Below are 15,156 nucleotides of genomic sequence, written 5' to 3' on the forward strand. Positions count from 1 at the left end.
TTGGCGAACATGTGTAGAATAGCACAGGAACACGAGGCCCTAAGGGATTGCGCATGGCCAAGATATCTCTATCGGAACATATGAAACCTGGCGCCGTCGACGAGACCGACGCCCAGAATGCCGGACCGTTCATCACGATCTCGCGCCAGGCCGGGTGCTACGGGTTTTCGCTGGGACTGCTGCTGATGGAAATTCTCAACGAAGACATCCCCGCCTCCACGGCGACCTGGAAGATCTATCACAAGGAAATCCTCTCCAAGCTCGCCACCGAGACGAACGTGGCTGAGGAGTTCATCGAGAAGCAGCGCCGCGCCAAGCAGGGCTTTCTGGAAGGGCTGTTCCGATCGCTGTCGAAGGACCAGGCGCCCTCCGGCCAGGCGATCCGCAACCGCATTACCACGATCATCCGCGGCCTGGCGATCGAGGGGCACGCGATCCTGATCGGCCAGGGCGCCATCGGGGCCACGCAGGACCTGCCCAACGGCCTGTCGGTTCGCGTCGAGGCGCCGGAGAACTGGCGCGTCAAGCAGGTGGCGTTCCGCGAGGGGTTGGGCGAAACCCAGGCTCGCCTGAGAATCCGCGCGATGGAAGAGGAGCGGGAATATCTGCGGCGGATGTACGAAACCTCCGCCTCGCAGCGACCCCGCTTCAACGTCACCTATGATTGTTCGGTCTTTTCGCTGGCCCAGATTGCCCAGCAGGTTGTCTATGCCATGAAACTGCTCAAGATTATCTAGAGAGGCCTTATCATGATGTACGCATTGCTCTCGCTTGTTCTGATGGCCGCCAAACCCGCCCCCGCCCCCACCACCCAGCCCGCGACCGCCGAGAACAAGATCCTGGCGGCGGTGATGGATGTTCGAGCCAAGCAGATCGAAATCGCCGACAGGCAGTACAAGACCGCTGTCGACAACGCCGCCAAGAGTCACGCACAGGCCGTCGATGGGGCCAACAAAAACGCCGTGAAGACTCTGATCTCGCACGCCCGGACTTTCACGCAGTCGGGCAAGCTCGCCGAGGCGATCACCGCCTACAAACTCATCTGCCGCTTTGAGCCGACGCACCCCGAGGCGCTGGCGGCCCTGAAGTCGGTGGGAATCACTCCCGAAGCCCCGCAGGCCGCCGCGGACCCGGCGACGCCGGCGGCCGGCGGCGCCACAAAGACCGCAGCGGCAGCGGGAAATCCCCCCGCGGCCCAACCCGCGGCGCCGGCGGTGGAGCACACCTGGCAGCAGGCGGTGCAGTGCCCGGTCGACAGTTCGCAGTGGATCACGGTCGTCCAACTCACCCAAGGCCAGACTGTCGATTTCACCGTGACGGGCGCCTGGACCCTGAACGGAAAGGAAATCGGCCCCCAAGGCATCCCCGCCGAGGGAGTCGTCCTCCACGGGCGCGTCAGTACCATGCCCAACACGCCGTTCGTCATCGAACCCAAGGGTTCCTTCAAGGCTCCGGTCGCCGGTCTGTTGCAGGTCCTCATGACCATGCCTGAGGCACGCCGCAAAGACGCCAAGGGTCGCCTGCAGATCCTGGTCGCCATCCGAAAATGAGTCCTCAAGGTTACGCCAGAACACGCGACAACTACTGTAGATTGTCCCGCGCTCGTGATATGCTCTGCAGAACGATTGGGACAGCCTACATTCTTTAGGAGCCGGTCGATGGCCGAAAGCATCGAAACATTTGTAGCCAAACTGCAGTCCGAAGGCGTCGAAGCCGGACAGCACCAGGCCCAGCAGATCGTCCAGGCCGCCAACGAACAGGCGGCCAAGATCGTCGAGGATGCGCGGCGCCAGGGGCAGCAGATCGTCGATCAGGCCAACACCGCCGCCGCCGCAAGCCTCGACCGCGCCAAGACCCAGCTTGAACTGGCCTGCCGCGACGCGGCCCTGAAGTTGCACGAAGCCGTCGTGCGCGCGGCGAAGCTGGTCCTCGTCGACGCCACCGCCAGTGAACTCGATGATCCCAGGCTCGTCGGGCAGCTCCTGCACGAGATCGTCCTGTCGTACGTCAAGGCCGAACAGGAAGGCAACCCCTGGCTGCTGATCAACGTCAAGCCCGAGATGCGCGACAGGCTTCGCGACTGGGCCCTGAAAGAGATCGGCCGCGGCGCGGTCGATCAGCTTCGCGGGCATTTCGACATCAGCGCGACGCTGGCCCAGTCCGGTTTTGAGTTCACCGTCCACGGCGCCACCGTCGAGGTCACCGCCGATTCGGTCGCCGACGCCCTGGCACAACTGGTCGCTCCGGCCCTGCGGGAGACGCTCAGGAAGGTCATGAAAGAGACTGACTGAAGGATTGACGGACGCAATGGCCGGCGAAAATTACTTTCTGATCTCCGCCCTGCCCGATCTGGGACGGATCGGGACCGCCCCGCCGATGACCCCGGCGGCCCTGATCGAACATGTGTCCGACCGACCTCAGGCCCGACAGGCTCTCGAAACCCTCTTCCTCGCTGACGACCTCCTGCAGCGCGCCAGCATCCTCTCCGGTCAACAGGCCGCCGCCGAGCCGATCGTGCTGACCCAAGCACAGGTTCACGACCGACAACCGCTGCCCGATTTCCTCGCCCCGCACGCCGACGCGACCACCCCCCGTGCGACCGAAGAGGCCATCTGGGAAGCCTACTTCCGTCACGCCGCCGCCGTCGCGACGCAACTGGGCAGCGAGTTTCTCGCTCAATGGGTCGCCCACGAGGTGGCGATGCGAAACGCCCTGGCGGCCGCACGGGCCCAGGCGCTGGGGCTCGAAGCCCAACCGTATCTTGTCGCCGGCGATCTGTCGGAGGCATCCGGTTTCGACGCGCTGATCGGCGACTGGAAAGCCGCCCCCACCCCGCTGGCGGCGGACGAGGTGCTCGACCGCCATCGCTGGGACTGGATCTCAAGCCACGACGCGTGGTTTACGTTTGATGATGACGAGCTGGTTGCCTATGGCGCCCGGCTGGGGCTGCTGGTCCGCTGGGACCGCATCCGCCGCCGGGAGAAGGCGCAGCCGGCATGAGGACAATCCTGTGAATGGACGAATTGTCGCAGTCTACGGAAACATGGTGATCGCCCAGATCGAGGGACAGGTGGTCCAGAACTCGATCGGGTACTGCTGCCGCAGCGACGGGGCTCGACTGCTCAGCGAGGTGATCCGCATCCGCGGTCAGCACGCCGACCTGCAGGTCTTTGAAGAAACGCGCGGGCTCAAGGTCGGAAACCCCGTCGAGTTCCACCAGGAAATGCTCTCCGTCGCCTTGGGACCGGGCCTGCTGGGCCAGATCTACGACGGCCTGCAGAATCCCCTGCCCAAGCTGGCCGAATCGACCGGATTTTTTCTCCAGCCCGGCCAGTACATCCACGGTCTGGACCTGGATCGCAAGTGGGACTTTACGCCCACCGCGGCCGTCGGCGACACCCTGACCGCCGCGGCGACGCTGGGCACCGTGCCCGAGGGCATCTTCACGCACCAGATCATGGCGCCGTTCACGCTGGCCGGACCATGCAAGGTCGAGTCGATCGCCGCGGGCGGTTCGTACACCATTGCCGACGAAATCGCCGTCCTGTCCGACGAGCGCGGCCAGCGGCACAGCGTCACCATGCAGCAGAACTGGCCGGTCAAGGTCGCGCTGAACATCTCGCGACGCCGCCTGATGCCCACCGAGCCGCTGGTCACCCGCGTGCGGATCATCGACACGATGTTCCCCATCGTGCGCGGCGGCACGTACTGCATCCCCGGACCGTTCGGGGCCGGCAAGACCGTCCTGCAGCAGATCACCTCCCGCCACGCCGAGATCGACGTGGTGATCATCGCCGCCTGCGGCGAGCGCGCCGGAGAGGTCGTCGAGACGCTGCGCGAGTTCCCCGAGCTGTCCGACCCGCGCACCGGCAAGAGCCTCATGGAACGCACCATCATCATCTGCAACACCTCGGCCATGCCCGTCGCTGCACGCGAGGCTTCGGTCTACACCGCCGCGACCCTGGGCGAGTACTACCGCCAGATGGGGCTCAACGTGCTGCTGCTGGCCGACTCGACCAGCCGCTGGGCCCAGGCCATGCGCGAGCTGTCGGGGCGCCTGGAAGAAATCCCCGGCGAAGAGGCGTTCCCGGCGTACCTGGAGAGCCGGATCGCCGGGTTCTACGAGCGCGCCGCCGCCGTCGAGCTCAACGACGGGCGCATCGGAACGCTGACCATCGGCGGGACGGTCAGCCCGGCCGGCGGCAACTTCGAAGAGCCCGTCACGCAGGGCACGCTCAAGGTGGTCGGGGCGTTCCACGGCCTCTCGCGCGCCCGCAGCGACGCGCGGCGTTATCCGGCGATCGACCCGCTGGATTCCTGGAGCAAGTACGCTGGCATCATGAATCCCGACGACGTGGCGTTCGTTCGCGGCATGCTCAAGCGCGGCAACGACGTGGCGCAGATGATGACCGTCGTCGGCGAGGAAGGCACCAGCGTCGACGACTTTCTGATCATGCTCAAAGCCGAGTTCTTCGACGACTGCTACCTCCAGCAGAACGCCTTCGACGAGGTCGACGCCGCCACGCCCGCCGACCGCCAGAAAGCCGTCTTCGCCCGCGTCGTCGAGGTGCTCAGGCTCGAGTTCGACTTCGCCGACAAGGACCGGGCCCGCACCACGATGGTCGCCGTGGCCGACCTCTTCCGCAACTGGAACTATGCCAAGAGCGGCAGCGACGAATACCGGGCCCTTGAAGAGCGCATCGCCCGTTTCATCGCCACGAAAGGCACGACACAAGAATGAGAAAGTACTTCAACGAGATCATGCGCATCGCCGGCAACGTCGTCACCGTCGGCGCCGAGAACGTCGGGTACGAAGAGCTCGCGATGATCGTCTCGCAGCGCCGCTCCTCGCTGGCGCAGGTGATCCACCTCGAGAGCGACCAGGTCAGCCTGCAGGTCTTCAACGGCACGCAGGGCATCTCCACCAGCGACCGCGTGCGATTCCTCGGCCGGCCGATGCAGGTGCCCTTCAGCGACGACCTGCTCGGGCGCGTCTTCGACGGCTCGGGCCGTCCGCGCGACGGACGCGCCGACGTCGTCGGCGAGATGATCGAGGTCGCCCGACCGGCGGTCAACCCCGTCAAACGCCTCATGCCCGACAAGATGGTGCATACCGGTATCCCGATGATCGACATCTTCAACTCGCTCGTCGAGTCGCAGAAGCTGCCGATCTTCTCCGTCGCCGGCGAACCGTACAACGAACTGTTGGCCCGCATCGGGCTCCAGGCCAAGGCCGACATCATCATTCTGGGCGGCATGGGCCTGCGCCACGACGACTACCTCAAGTTCCAGCAGGCCTTCGACGAAGGCGGCGTGCTGGGGCGCTCGATCATGTTCATCCACACCGCCGCCGACCCGGTCGTCGAGACCCTGCTGGTGCCGGACCTGTGCCTGGCCGTGGGCGAGCAGTTCGCCCTGCAGGGCAAGCGCGTGCTGGTGCTGCTGACGGACATGACGGCCTTTGCCGACGCCCTGAAGGAAATCTCCATCATCATGGAGCAGATTCCCTCCAACCGCGGGTATCCCGGCGACCTGTACACGCAGATGGCCAAGCGGTACGAGAAGGCCGTCGACTTCGACGGCGCCGGTTCGATGACGCTGCTGGCCTGCACGACGATGCCCGGCGACGACGTGACGCACCCCGTGCCCGACAACACCGGGTACATCACCGAAGGGCAGTTCTACCTGCGCAACGGGCGCATCGAGCCGTTCGGGTCGCTCTCGCGTCTCAAGCAGCAGGTCAACGGCAAGACGCGCGACGACCATCGCGCGATCATGACCGCCTGCATCCAGCTTTACTCCCAGTGCGTCCAGTCGCGCGAGAAGCGCGACATGGGCTTCGAGGTCTCCAAGTGGGACCAGGCCCTGCTCGACTACGGCGCCGCCTTCGAGAGCCGCATCATGGACCTGCGGGTCAACATCCCGCTGTTCGACGCCCTAGACCGCTGCTGGGAGATCCTGGCCGACTGCTTCACCCCCGAAGAGGTCGGCATCCGCCGCAGCATTCTGGAAGCACACTGGCCCAAGCCGCTGGACAAAGAAGCCCCGGCCGCCGCAACCGCATAACCCATGGCACAGAAGGTCAAACTGACTCGCCCCGAGCTCAAGCGCCAGCGCGACGCGCTGACGCGCTTCGAGCGCTACCTGCCCATGCTCAAGCTCAAGCAGCAGCAACTCCAGAGCACCGTGCAGCAGGTGCAGCGCAAGACCATCGAGGCCCAGCGCGACGCCGAGGCGGCGCAGCAGAGCTTCGACCGCTACAGCGCGGTGCTGGCGGATCGCGCCGGCGTCAACGTGACCGCCCTGGCCGAACCCTCGCAGGTGAAGACCACCACCGCCAACATCGCCGGCGTGACGATCCCGGTCTTTCAGGGCGTCGAGTTCGCCGCGGCGGACTACAGCCTGTTCACCACGCCCGCCTGGGTCGACCGCGCGGTGGCCGACCTGCGGTCCATCAGCTCGCTCAGGGCCCGCGCCGAGATCCTCCATCGCCAGCAGATCCTGCTGCAGCGGGAGTTGCTCAAGATCATCCAGCGCGTCAACCTCTTCGAAAAGGTCAAGATCCCCCGCACTCGCGAGATCATCCGCGTCATCCGCATCAAGCTCGGAGACGAGATGACCGCGGCCGTCGGACGGGCCAAGATCGCCAAGACCAAGCTGTCGGAGTCCGACTTCCACACCGCCGCCGAACCCGCCGAGCCTGAGGCCCCGGCCCAGGCGACCACGGAGGGCACGCCATGATCGTGACCATGCAGAAGGTCTACGTGGCCGTCGCCGCCGGCGACCGGGGGCGACTCCTCGACGGCCTGGCCGACCTGGGCGTCATGCACCTCCAGCCGGTCGATCCGTCGCTGGTCAAGGTCGACGAACCGACCGCCCGCGCCCGCGACGCCGCCCGACGCGCCATGCAGATTCTCGCCTCGGTGGAGTCCGCCGGTCCGCGACCGTCGATTGCACCGGCCCAGGCCGTTGACGAAGTCATGGAACTCTCCCGACGCTCGGCCGAGCAGATCAGCCGCCTGGCCGCGTTGCATCGCCAGATCGAGCAGCTCGAGCCCTGGGGTGACGTGCGACTGGAACAGTTGCAGGCGCTGGCCTCAGCCGGCGTGCCGCTGCGGTTCTTCGACGTGCCTCGCGAGGCGATCGATCAGGTCAGGGCTGAACTGGTTCAAGAGGTCGCCACCCTGCCGCGAGAACACGCCTTGGTGGCCGCCGTCGACCGCGCCGGCGCCTTGCAGATTCCCGAGGCGGCTGTCGAACTGCCTCTGCCCGCGCGCGACCGCCCCTCCATCCGCGCCGAAGCCGCCCACCTCGACGCGACCATTAAGGCCGACGCCGCACGACTGGCGCAGTTGGCCGGACTCGCCGACGACATCCGCCACCACCTGGGGCAACTGGAAGAGCGGGCCGCGTTCATGCAGGCCGATACCGGTTCGCTGGTCAGCGGGCCTCTCTTTGCCGTTCAGGGTTGGATGCCCGCCAATGACGTCGCACGACTGACCCAACAGTTGGCCGACTCGGGCATCACTGCCGCCGTCGCGGCCATGGACGCCGCCGATGACGAGACGCCGCCGACGCTGGTTCGCCCGCCGCGCTGGGCCAAGCCGATCCAGGGGCTCATGACGATGCTGGGCCTGGACCCGGGTTATCGCGAGACGGACGTGTCGGTGGCCTTCATGATCGCCCTGCCGATCTTCGCGGCGATCCTCATCGGCGACGCGGGCTACGGACTGCTGTTCCTGCTCGCGCCAGTCCTGCTGTATCGCAAAACCGTGGCAAAAATGGGGCGGGACATGACGCACCTGATCATGATCATCGGCGTCACGACGATGATCTGGGGCTGCCTGACCAGTTCTTTCTTCGGCATCAATTTCCTGAAATTGCTGACTGGACGCGGAGCGTTGATTGAAGTATCGATGGGGTCTGAAGCAATGCGATTCATGATGCTCCTGAGTTTCACCATTGGCGTACTGCATCTGTCCCTTGCGCAGCTTTGGCGAGCAGCGTTAATCTTCCCGAGCCTCCAGTTCCTGTGCAAAGTAGGCTGGGCGATCTTCCTGTGGGGCATGTACGGGGTGGTGCGCATGGTGGTCCTGCAGGCCCCGTTTAACACGGGCACCCCATGGCCGTATCTGCTGATCGCAGGGGGCGCACTGGCGATCATCTTCACCAGTCCCTCCCGCAACATCTTCCGCATGGTCCTGGTTGGTCTGGCCAACTTCCCGCTGGCAGGCATCGGAACGTTCTCCGACATCATGAGCTATGTGCGATTGATGGCCATCGGTCTGGCGGGCGCCGTTCTGGCGAGCAACTTCAACGAATTGGGCACCAGCGCCGGTCCCATTTTTTTGATCCCCATCGTGCTTTTCGGTCATGCCCTGAATATCGGCTTGGCCATGATTGCCCTGTTCGCACATGGCGTGCGATTGAACGTGCTGGAATTTTCGAATAACTTTGGCATGGAATGGTCGGGGCACCCGTACCGGCCGTTCGAGCGAACCTCACAGTAGGAGATCCGATAATGGAATGGGCCTTTTTGGGACAACTGGGTGTAGTGCTGGGTTTTGCGATGGCTGTCATCGGTTCCGCGCTGGGGATCAGCGCCGCCGGGCGAGCCGCCGCTGGCGCTTGGGCCAAAGATGCCAAGGCTGGGCTTCCGCTGCGGTTCACCTATGTCATCTTCATCGGCGCCCCAATCAGCCAGACCTTCTACGCCCTGCTTATCATGCTGCAGTTGGCCAAAAAGATCCCCTTGGCCGGACCCAACGCCGGACTAATGCTCGCTATGGGCCTGGCCTTGGGCTGCGGCGAGCTGTTCTCGGCCTGGGGACAGGGGCTTATCGGAGCTGCAGCTTGCCGCTGCATCTCTGAGAGCGAAGGCAAGGGCTTGGCTTTTCTGCTGATTGCCATCGGCGTCGTCGAGACCGTCGGCATCTTCACGATGGTGTTCATGCTGATGATGCTGCCCAATATCGTCGGCTGACGCACCTGACAAATGAGTTAAATACACCAGCGGCCTGCACGCTCTCACGTGCAGGCCGCATTTTTATGTCCGGTCGGCTCGGTTACCTGGACGGGCTGGTCCCATTGCCATCCGCCTCGGCAGCGCCGGTCTGGCTGGCGGTTCCGTCGGCCTTGACGGCCTTGGGCTGCGCCGGGACGCTCGGCTGGGCCTTGGCGGCCTCAGGAGTCCTGGTGTTGGACGCCGTCTGCGGTACGGTCAGCGGGGCGCCCTGCGGCAGGGAATACAGCGCCGTGGCCGGCACGGCCTGCTTGGCGAGGTTGGGACCGCTGTAGCGCAGTTCCAGCCCGCTGCGGTTGCCGCCGTTGAAGTAGTCGATCTGGATGGGGTGTTTGCCGGCCGCGAGCTTGATCTCGCCGCGTTTGGTCCACATGCCGTGTTCGCCGTCGTTGTCGGCGATGAGCATCCCGCCGACGCTCAGGCGGCTTCCGTCGTCGCTGCGAAGATAGAACGTATAGACGCCCTGGACGGGGACATCCAGAAACCCGGTAAACTTGACGGCAAAGCTGCCCGCCTGGGCCATCTCCAGCCCCAGTCCGCTCGTGCGGCCGCTCTTGGTGGGCACGAGCTTGTCGAACTCGGGGACCATTCCGAACTTGCCTTCATAGTAGGAGTACTGCAGCCCCTGCACCAGGCCCGACAGGGCGACGGGCTCCAAGGCGGGTCGCTGGCTCGGCGGCGGGCACAGGGGGCAGTAGAACTTGCCCGTCAGCGCCTCGACGACGCCCTGCACAAGCTGCGTCGTCACGCGGGCGTTGGGTCCGCTCGTCGAGCCCATGAGGTTGTTGCCGTAGAACTTGATCTTGTGATCGTAGTAATCCGCCAAGCCCATCATGTGACCCACTTCATGGGCGGCGTCCTTGAATCGCTCGCCGCCGCGCCGGCGCGGGTTCACCAGGGCGCTGGATTGCGTCGACCACACGCCGTCGATCGACGCCCCGCCGCGCGACGGGCTGTGCGTCGTTTTGCCCATGTACGCGATGGCCACGCGACCGTCGGGGGTATGCGGCAGGCTCGACTCGCGCCCGTCGTACGGTTGAATTTCGATCCGGTGATACCCCTTGGGGAAGGGCTTGTCGGCAGGGACCGTGACCGTTTCGAGGGCGAAGACCACCCTGTGCCCGCACTGGCCGTACGCCTGGCTGCCTTCGGGACCGTTCCAGGTATCAAGGATTTCCTTATTCCACCGCTCGATCAGCGCGTCGTTTCCGCCCTTGTACGCAATGTACACCGTGACGACCATCTTGCCGTCTTTGACATCAAACGTGGTTCGGGCCGCCGCTGTGGAGCACAGGGCGGAGAAACCCACCATGACTGCCGCCGTGACGATCACCTGAGCATGCTTCATGATCAAAACCCTTGCCTCCAGTTATGCCCGGCTGTGTGTGGGGGTACGTCCGAACATGATACCATTTCTTTCCTATTCAATGCTAAGGATTTTGCTTACGACTCGCCAAGCATGGCGACACTCGTTTGGGTCTCTCGCGTGTCGCCATGCGCCCCCGGGACTTTCATGGTTTCTGGGAACGAAGGTTCATGAGCGACGGGGCAAGTCAGTCCCCAGCCTCTCGTAAAGGCTTGACTGTTTGCTCACAGAATCTATGCTGGTGTGGCTCAAGAGGCCCCGGCGGGCCTGCTATGAAAGGTTCCTTATGCAATCTAACAACGTCACGGTCACCGGCATGCAATGGGGCGACGAGGGCAAGGGCAAGCTCGTCGACGCCCTGGCCCGTTCCAGCCGCTACGTCGTGCGATATTGCGGCGGCGCCAACGCCGGCCACACCGTTATCGCCGGCGGGCAGAAGTTCGCGATGCACCTGATCCCGTGCGGCATATTGCACGAGGGCGTCTGCAACATCATCGGCAACGGCGTGGCGTTTGACCCGGTGGTGGCCTGGGAAGAGATCACGGCTATGCGGTTGCGGAACGTTGCCGTCTCGGCGGCAAACCTCAAGATCAGCAGCGCCGCCAATCTGGTAATGCCCTGGCACAAGCTCGAAGACACGCTGCGCGAGAAGAAGCTCGCCGCCGCCAAGATCGGCACCACCGCGCGGGGCATCGGCCCGTGCTACGCCGACAAGGCGCATCGCTCGACGGCCATCCGCGCCGCCCTGCTGACCCAGCCGGACAAGCTGGCGGCCGCGATCCGCACCATCGCCGAGTTGAAGAACGCGACCTTCGCCGCGCTGTACGGCGAACGGGAGGCGATCAACGCCCCGGCCGTCGTCGAGCAGTTCGTGCAGCTCGGTCGCGAGATGGGGGCGATGATCTGCAACACCGGGGCGATCCTGCGCCGGGCCATCGAGAAGGACGAGCGGATCCTGTTCGAGGGCGGCCAGGGCAGCATGCTCGATATCGACCACGGCACGTATCCGTTCGTGACCAGCTCGTCGGTCTGCGCCTGCGGCGTGCCGGCCGGGGCGGGGGTGTCGCCCAAGGCCGTGGGCATGGTCGTGGGGCTGATCAAGGCCTACTCGACCCGCGTCGGGTCCGGGCCGTTTCCGACCGAGCAGGACAACGCCGTGGGCCACTACCTTCGCGAGAAGGGGCACGAGTACGGAACGACGACGGGGCGCCCCCGCCGCTGCGGGTGGTTCGACGCCTTCGCCGTGCGGTACGCCTCCGACCTCTCGGGGGTTGACGAGTTCGGTCTGGCGCTGCTGGACGTGCTGGGCGGGCTGGACGAGATCAAGATCTGCACCGGATACCGCGTCGAGGGCAAGATGCTGGGCGACTTCGACCCGGCCATCATGGACGGCGTCGAGTGCGTGTATGAGACGTTGCCCGGCTGGAGCGAGGACATCACGTCCTGCCGCACGTTCGAGTCGCTGCCGCCGACCGCCCGGGCGTACGTGGAGAGAGTCGAGCAGCTCCTGGGGCGGCGCGTCGGGTTCATCAGCGTCGGCCCCGACCGCCAGCAGACGATCCTGCACAAGACGCAGATCAAGGGGTTGGGTTGATGGCTGAGCTGACGCCCGAAATCATCGCGATTCGCCAGGCGCTGAACATCGCTCCGGAGAAGTTCCCGCGCAGCGTGGCGATCATCATGGACGGCAACGGGCGCTGGGCCCGCCAGCGCGGTCTGCCCCGCACGCTGGGGCACCGCCAGGGCGCCGAGATCGTGCGCGACATCGCCCGCGAGGCCGGGCGCCTGGGGCTCGAGGCCCTGACGCTCTACAGCTTCTCCATCGAGAACTGGAAGCGACCCGAGGGCGAAGTCAACGAACTGATGCACCTCTACGCCGAATACCTCGCCCACGAACGCCCCACCATCCTCGAAAACAACCTCGTGCTCAAGCACCTCGGCCGCCGCGACAACCTGCCCAAGGAAGTGCTGCACGAACTCGATGAGACCATCCGCCAGTCGTCGACGAACACCGGCATGAAACTGTGCCTGGCGCTGAACTACGGCAGCCGCCTGGAGATGGTCGACGCCGTGCGCAAGATCGCCCGCCGCGCCGCGGCGGGCGAGATCACGCCCGAGCAGATCAACGAGAAGATGATCGACCAGTCGCTCTACAGCGCCGGTCTGCCGGACCCGGACCTGCTGATCCGCACGGCCGGCGAGATGCGCATCAGCAACTTCCTGCTCTGGCAAATCTCGTACGCTGAGCTGTACGTGACGGACACGTTCTGGCCGGAATTCCGCGAGCCTCAGTTCCACCAGGCCCTGGCCGAATACGCCCGCCGTCAGCGCCGTTTCGGCGGACTCAACGAGTCGAACACCTGACGGAGCGGCACGGCGACACGAGTTCTTTCGAAGCGCCGTGACGTCGCGGTCGCGCGGACCATGGCGACCCGCTGCGCGTGTCGCCATGCCACCCTCGTTTTCGGCATCCTGCCGGCGGTCGCGAGGTGGCCGTTCCCGACTTCGCCTGATGCGCCACCCGGCAAAGACTTGCAGAAGAATTCTTCCCGGCGACAATGGGGAGAAGGAGTATGCATTGACTTCCGCGTCAAATAGAACGGCCGTCTTGGTCTCCTGCCTGGCCCTGGTGTGTCAGGCGGCAGCGGCGCAATCGGCGCCGGACACAGCGAAGGAGTCTCCCGCGATGGCGCCGGCCGACTTGGGTCTCCAGCGATACATTGACGAACAGGTGCGGCAGGGACGCACGCGCGTGGTGGTACCGCCCGGGCGGTATCGCATGGCGCCCCGCGACCGGCAGCACCTGGTCCTGAAGGATCTGAAGAATGTGGAGATCGTCGCCGATGGCGTCGAGATGGTCTGCACCGAGACGACGCGGGCGGTCTCCATCGTCAACTGCACCAACCTGACGTTTCGCGGCCTGACGATCGACTACGACCCCCTGCCGTTCACGCAGGGGCGGATCGTCGCGATGTCGGCCGACAAGAAGGTCCACGAGATCGAACTGTTCGAGGGGTATCCCCCTGCCGAATCGGCAAAGAACTGGAAGTACGAGATCTTCCGCCCGGACACGCGCACGCTGCGGTGCGACGACCGCTACCCGGCGAAGGTCGAGGCCGCCGGCCCGCGGCGGCTGCGGGTGACGCTGCCCAAAGGCACGCGAAGCAACCCCGAGCGCGTGGGCGACCTGGCGGTCATCGCATCCGAGCACGCCCTGCACGGCAGCGTTCCCCACGCGATTCACGCCAACGAGTGCAGGAATCTTCACCTGGAGAACGTCACGCTGTATGCGTCGAACTGCTTCGGATTCTACGAGACGGCTTGTCAAGGCAGTACGTACTTGCGATGCCGCGTCGACCGCCGTAGCCCCGACGCCGACCCCGTCAAGCGGGCCTCCCCGCGGCTGCGGTCGCTTAATGCTGATGCCTTCCACAGCAAGTACGCGACAGTCGGGCCGAAGTACATCGAGTGCTTCGCCCGCTTCCAGGGCGACGATTGCATCGCCATCAACGGCGACTCGCACATGATCATGACCGCGCAAGGCAGAGCGCTCCGCGTGCTGGCCAAGGGCCGCATGAACATCCAGAGCGGCGACCCGGTGGAAATCGCCACGCCCGACGACGGCGCCTTGATGGAGGCCAAGGCCGTCACCATCGAGGCGGCAGGTGAGATTCGCGACGATGAGCGGGCCTTCTTGTCCAAACAGAAAGGCGATGAGCGTGTACTCGCGCTGCACAAGGCTGTCACCATCACGCTGGATCGCCAGGTCAAGGTGGCCAGGGGCGGCCTCATCTATGCCGCCAACCGGCTCGGCAGCGGCTTTGAGATACGCGGCTGTGATTTCGGCCAGAACCGCTCGCGTGGGCTGGTGATCAAGGCCAGCGGCGGCCTGATCACCGGCAACCGCTTCGAGGGCTGCCGGATGTCGGCCATCCTCGTCTCGTCCGAGCGGTGGTGGCTCGAGGCAGGCAACAGCAGCGACGTGGCGATCACCGCCAACACGATCACGTCGTGCGAAGGCATTGCCATCAACGTCGCCGGCGGCGTACACCGGAACATCTCGATCACCGGCAACACGGTCCGGGACTGCTCCGCCCCGGGCATTTTCGCCTCGCGGGTGCGCGGCCTGCAGATCAAGGACAACTCGCTTGAATTGAAGCCCTCCCGCCGCGCCGGCGCCGCGGCGAAGGAGGCCCCGCCGATCGTCCGCCTCGACTGCGACTAGGGCGCCCAGTCGTCCGCCGTGGCACCCGGTCCGCGATCCTTTGGGGGCCTATAATATAACATCATGAGCCCCCAATCACAGACCGCACGCGGGCACGAGGAGCCGTTTGCCATCCAGTTCAGCCTGTTCCTGGCTAACCGGGTCGGGCAGCTTAAGGACGTGCTGGATGTGCTCAACGAGAAGAACCTGGAAGTGCTGGGGCTTTCCATCATCGACTCGGCGGACTGGGCGGTCATCCGAATGGTGCTGTCCAACGCCTCCAAGGGACGCGTCGTCCTGCAGGAGCATCATCTGCCCTTCACCGAAAGCGCCGTCCTTCTGGCGGCGATGCCGCAGAACAATTCGCTGGAGCAGATCTGCGGACTGCTGCTGGCGGCCGAGATCAACGTACACTTCGCCTACCCGCTGACCATCCGCCACAAGGACTGGCCGGTGATGGCCCTGCACGTCGACGATACGGTCTTGGCCACCCAGACGCTTACCCAGCACGGGTTCGAGTTGCTCGGCCAGGAGGACCTGCTCGATCGGCTCTGAAGCGGCGCG

The 15,156-nt window shown here is 65.1% G+C and carries 14 protein-coding genes; 13 read left to right on the forward strand and 1 reads right to left on the reverse strand.

Features of this window, described 5'->3' with window-relative positions:
- Positions 1-80 precede the first annotated feature (80 nt).
- From ABFD92_03310 to ABFD92_03350, 9 genes are all read left to right on the forward strand, one after another.
- Positions 81-737 (forward strand): cytidylate kinase family protein, encoded by a 657-nt coding sequence (locus tag ABFD92_03310; GenBank protein ID MEN6503545.1) that lies wholly within the window; start codon positions 81-83, stop codon positions 735-737.
- A gap of 12 nt (positions 738-749) precedes the next feature.
- On the forward strand, positions 750-1,550 hold the full coding sequence (locus ABFD92_03315; protein ID MEN6503546.1) for a hypothetical protein: 801 nt from the start codon (positions 750-752) through the stop codon (positions 1,548-1,550).
- A gap of 108 nt (positions 1,551-1,658) precedes the next feature.
- Entirely contained in the window at positions 1,659-2,291 is a 633-nt protein-coding gene (locus tag ABFD92_03320; GenBank protein ID MEN6503547.1) for a hypothetical protein, read from the forward strand.
- Between the two features lie 16 nt (positions 2,292-2,307).
- Positions 2,308-3,000 carry a hypothetical protein gene (locus tag ABFD92_03325; protein ID MEN6503548.1) on the forward strand — a complete coding sequence of 231 codons (693 nt, stop codon included), beginning with the start codon at positions 2,308-2,310 and terminating at the stop codon, positions 2,998-3,000.
- 10 nt (positions 3,001-3,010) lie between these two features.
- A complete protein-coding gene (locus ABFD92_03330) occupies positions 3,011-4,741 on the forward strand; it encodes a V-type ATP synthase subunit A (GenBank protein MEN6503549.1) in 1,731 nt (576 codons plus the stop codon).
- Positions 4,738-6,066, forward strand: coding sequence for a V-type ATP synthase subunit B (locus ABFD92_03335; protein ID MEN6503550.1), 1,329 nt, complete (start codon positions 4,738-4,740; stop codon positions 6,064-6,066). Before ABFD92_03330 ends, ABFD92_03335 begins: the two co-directional genes overlap by 4 nt.
- Positions 6,067-6,069: 3 nt before the next feature.
- A complete protein-coding gene (locus ABFD92_03340) occupies positions 6,070-6,741 on the forward strand; it encodes a V-type ATP synthase subunit D (protein MEN6503551.1) in 672 nt (223 codons plus the stop codon).
- Positions 6,738-8,510, forward strand: a complete 1,773-nt coding sequence (locus ABFD92_03345) for a V-type ATPase 116kDa subunit family protein (GenBank protein MEN6503552.1) — start codon at positions 6,738-6,740, stop codon at positions 8,508-8,510. The genes ABFD92_03340 and ABFD92_03345 overlap by 4 nt, the downstream gene beginning before the upstream one ends.
- A gap of 11 nt (positions 8,511-8,521) precedes the next feature.
- On the forward strand, positions 8,522-8,983 hold the full coding sequence (locus ABFD92_03350) for a V-type ATP synthase subunit K (GenBank protein ID MEN6503553.1): 462 nt from the start codon (positions 8,522-8,524) through the stop codon (positions 8,981-8,983).
- Between the two features lie 82 nt (positions 8,984-9,065).
- Here ABFD92_03350 and ABFD92_03355 read toward each other — a convergent pair whose 3' ends face one another.
- Entirely contained in the window at positions 9,066-10,370 is a 1,305-nt protein-coding gene (locus ABFD92_03355; protein MEN6503554.1) for a PA14 domain-containing protein, read from the reverse strand.
- 304 nt (positions 10,371-10,674) lie between these two features.
- On the opposite strand from ABFD92_03355, the gene ABFD92_03360 reads away from it, so the two are divergent.
- From ABFD92_03360 to ABFD92_03375, 4 genes are all read left to right on the forward strand, one after another.
- Positions 10,675-11,982, forward strand: coding sequence for an adenylosuccinate synthase (locus tag ABFD92_03360; GenBank protein MEN6503555.1), 1,308 nt, complete (start codon positions 10,675-10,677; stop codon positions 11,980-11,982).
- The gene (locus tag ABFD92_03365) at positions 11,982-12,752 is read left to right on the forward strand and encodes an isoprenyl transferase (protein ID MEN6503556.1); all 771 of its coding nucleotides are present in this window, start codon (positions 11,982-11,984) and stop codon (positions 12,750-12,752) included. The genes ABFD92_03360 and ABFD92_03365 overlap by 1 nt, the downstream gene beginning before the upstream one ends.
- Before the next feature lie 322 nt (positions 12,753-13,074).
- Positions 13,075-14,613 carry a right-handed parallel beta-helix repeat-containing protein gene (locus tag ABFD92_03370; protein ID MEN6503557.1) on the forward strand — a complete coding sequence of 513 codons (1,539 nt, stop codon included), beginning with the start codon at positions 13,075-13,077 and terminating at the stop codon, positions 14,611-14,613.
- A 63-nt stretch (positions 14,614-14,676) separates the two neighbouring features.
- Entirely contained in the window at positions 14,677-15,147 is a 471-nt protein-coding gene (locus tag ABFD92_03375; GenBank protein ID MEN6503558.1) for an acetolactate synthase, read from the forward strand.
- Positions 15,148-15,156: the final 9 nt, after the last annotated feature.

This window comes from Planctomycetaceae bacterium (assembly GCA_039680605.1).
GTDB lineage: Bacteria > Planctomycetota > Phycisphaerae > SM23-33 > SM23-33 > JAJFUU01.

Coding starts and splice junctions, on each gene's coding strand:
- ABFD92_03310 (MEN6503545.1), top strand. CDS start 81: ATGAAACCTGGCGCCGTCGACGAGACCGACGCCCAGAATGCCGGACCG.
- ABFD92_03315 (MEN6503546.1), top strand. CDS start 750: ATGATGTACGCATTGCTCTCGCTTGTTCTGATGGCCGCCAAACCCGCC.
- ABFD92_03320 (MEN6503547.1), top strand. CDS start 1,659: ATGGCCGAAAGCATCGAAACATTTGTAGCCAAACTGCAGTCCGAAGGC.
- ABFD92_03325 (MEN6503548.1), top strand. CDS start 2,308: ATGGCCGGCGAAAATTACTTTCTGATCTCCGCCCTGCCCGATCTGGGA.
- ABFD92_03335 (MEN6503550.1), top strand. CDS start 4,738: ATGAGAAAGTACTTCAACGAGATCATGCGCATCGCCGGCAACGTCGTC.
- ABFD92_03340 (MEN6503551.1), top strand. CDS start 6,070: ATGGCACAGAAGGTCAAACTGACTCGCCCCGAGCTCAAGCGCCAGCGC.
- ABFD92_03345 (MEN6503552.1), top strand. CDS start 6,738: ATGATCGTGACCATGCAGAAGGTCTACGTGGCCGTCGCCGCCGGCGAC.
- ABFD92_03350 (MEN6503553.1), top strand. CDS start 8,522: ATGGAATGGGCCTTTTTGGGACAACTGGGTGTAGTGCTGGGTTTTGCG.
- ABFD92_03355 (MEN6503554.1), bottom strand. CDS start 10,370: ATGAAGCATGCTCAGGTGATCGTCACGGCGGCAGTCATGGTGGGTTTC.
- ABFD92_03360 (MEN6503555.1), top strand. CDS start 10,675: ATGCAATCTAACAACGTCACGGTCACCGGCATGCAATGGGGCGACGAG.
- ABFD92_03365 (MEN6503556.1), top strand. CDS start 11,982: ATGGCTGAGCTGACGCCCGAAATCATCGCGATTCGCCAGGCGCTGAAC.
- ABFD92_03370 (MEN6503557.1), top strand. CDS start 13,075: ATGGCGCCGGCCGACTTGGGTCTCCAGCGATACATTGACGAACAGGTG.
- ABFD92_03375 (MEN6503558.1), top strand. CDS start 14,677: ATGAGCCCCCAATCACAGACCGCACGCGGGCACGAGGAGCCGTTTGCC.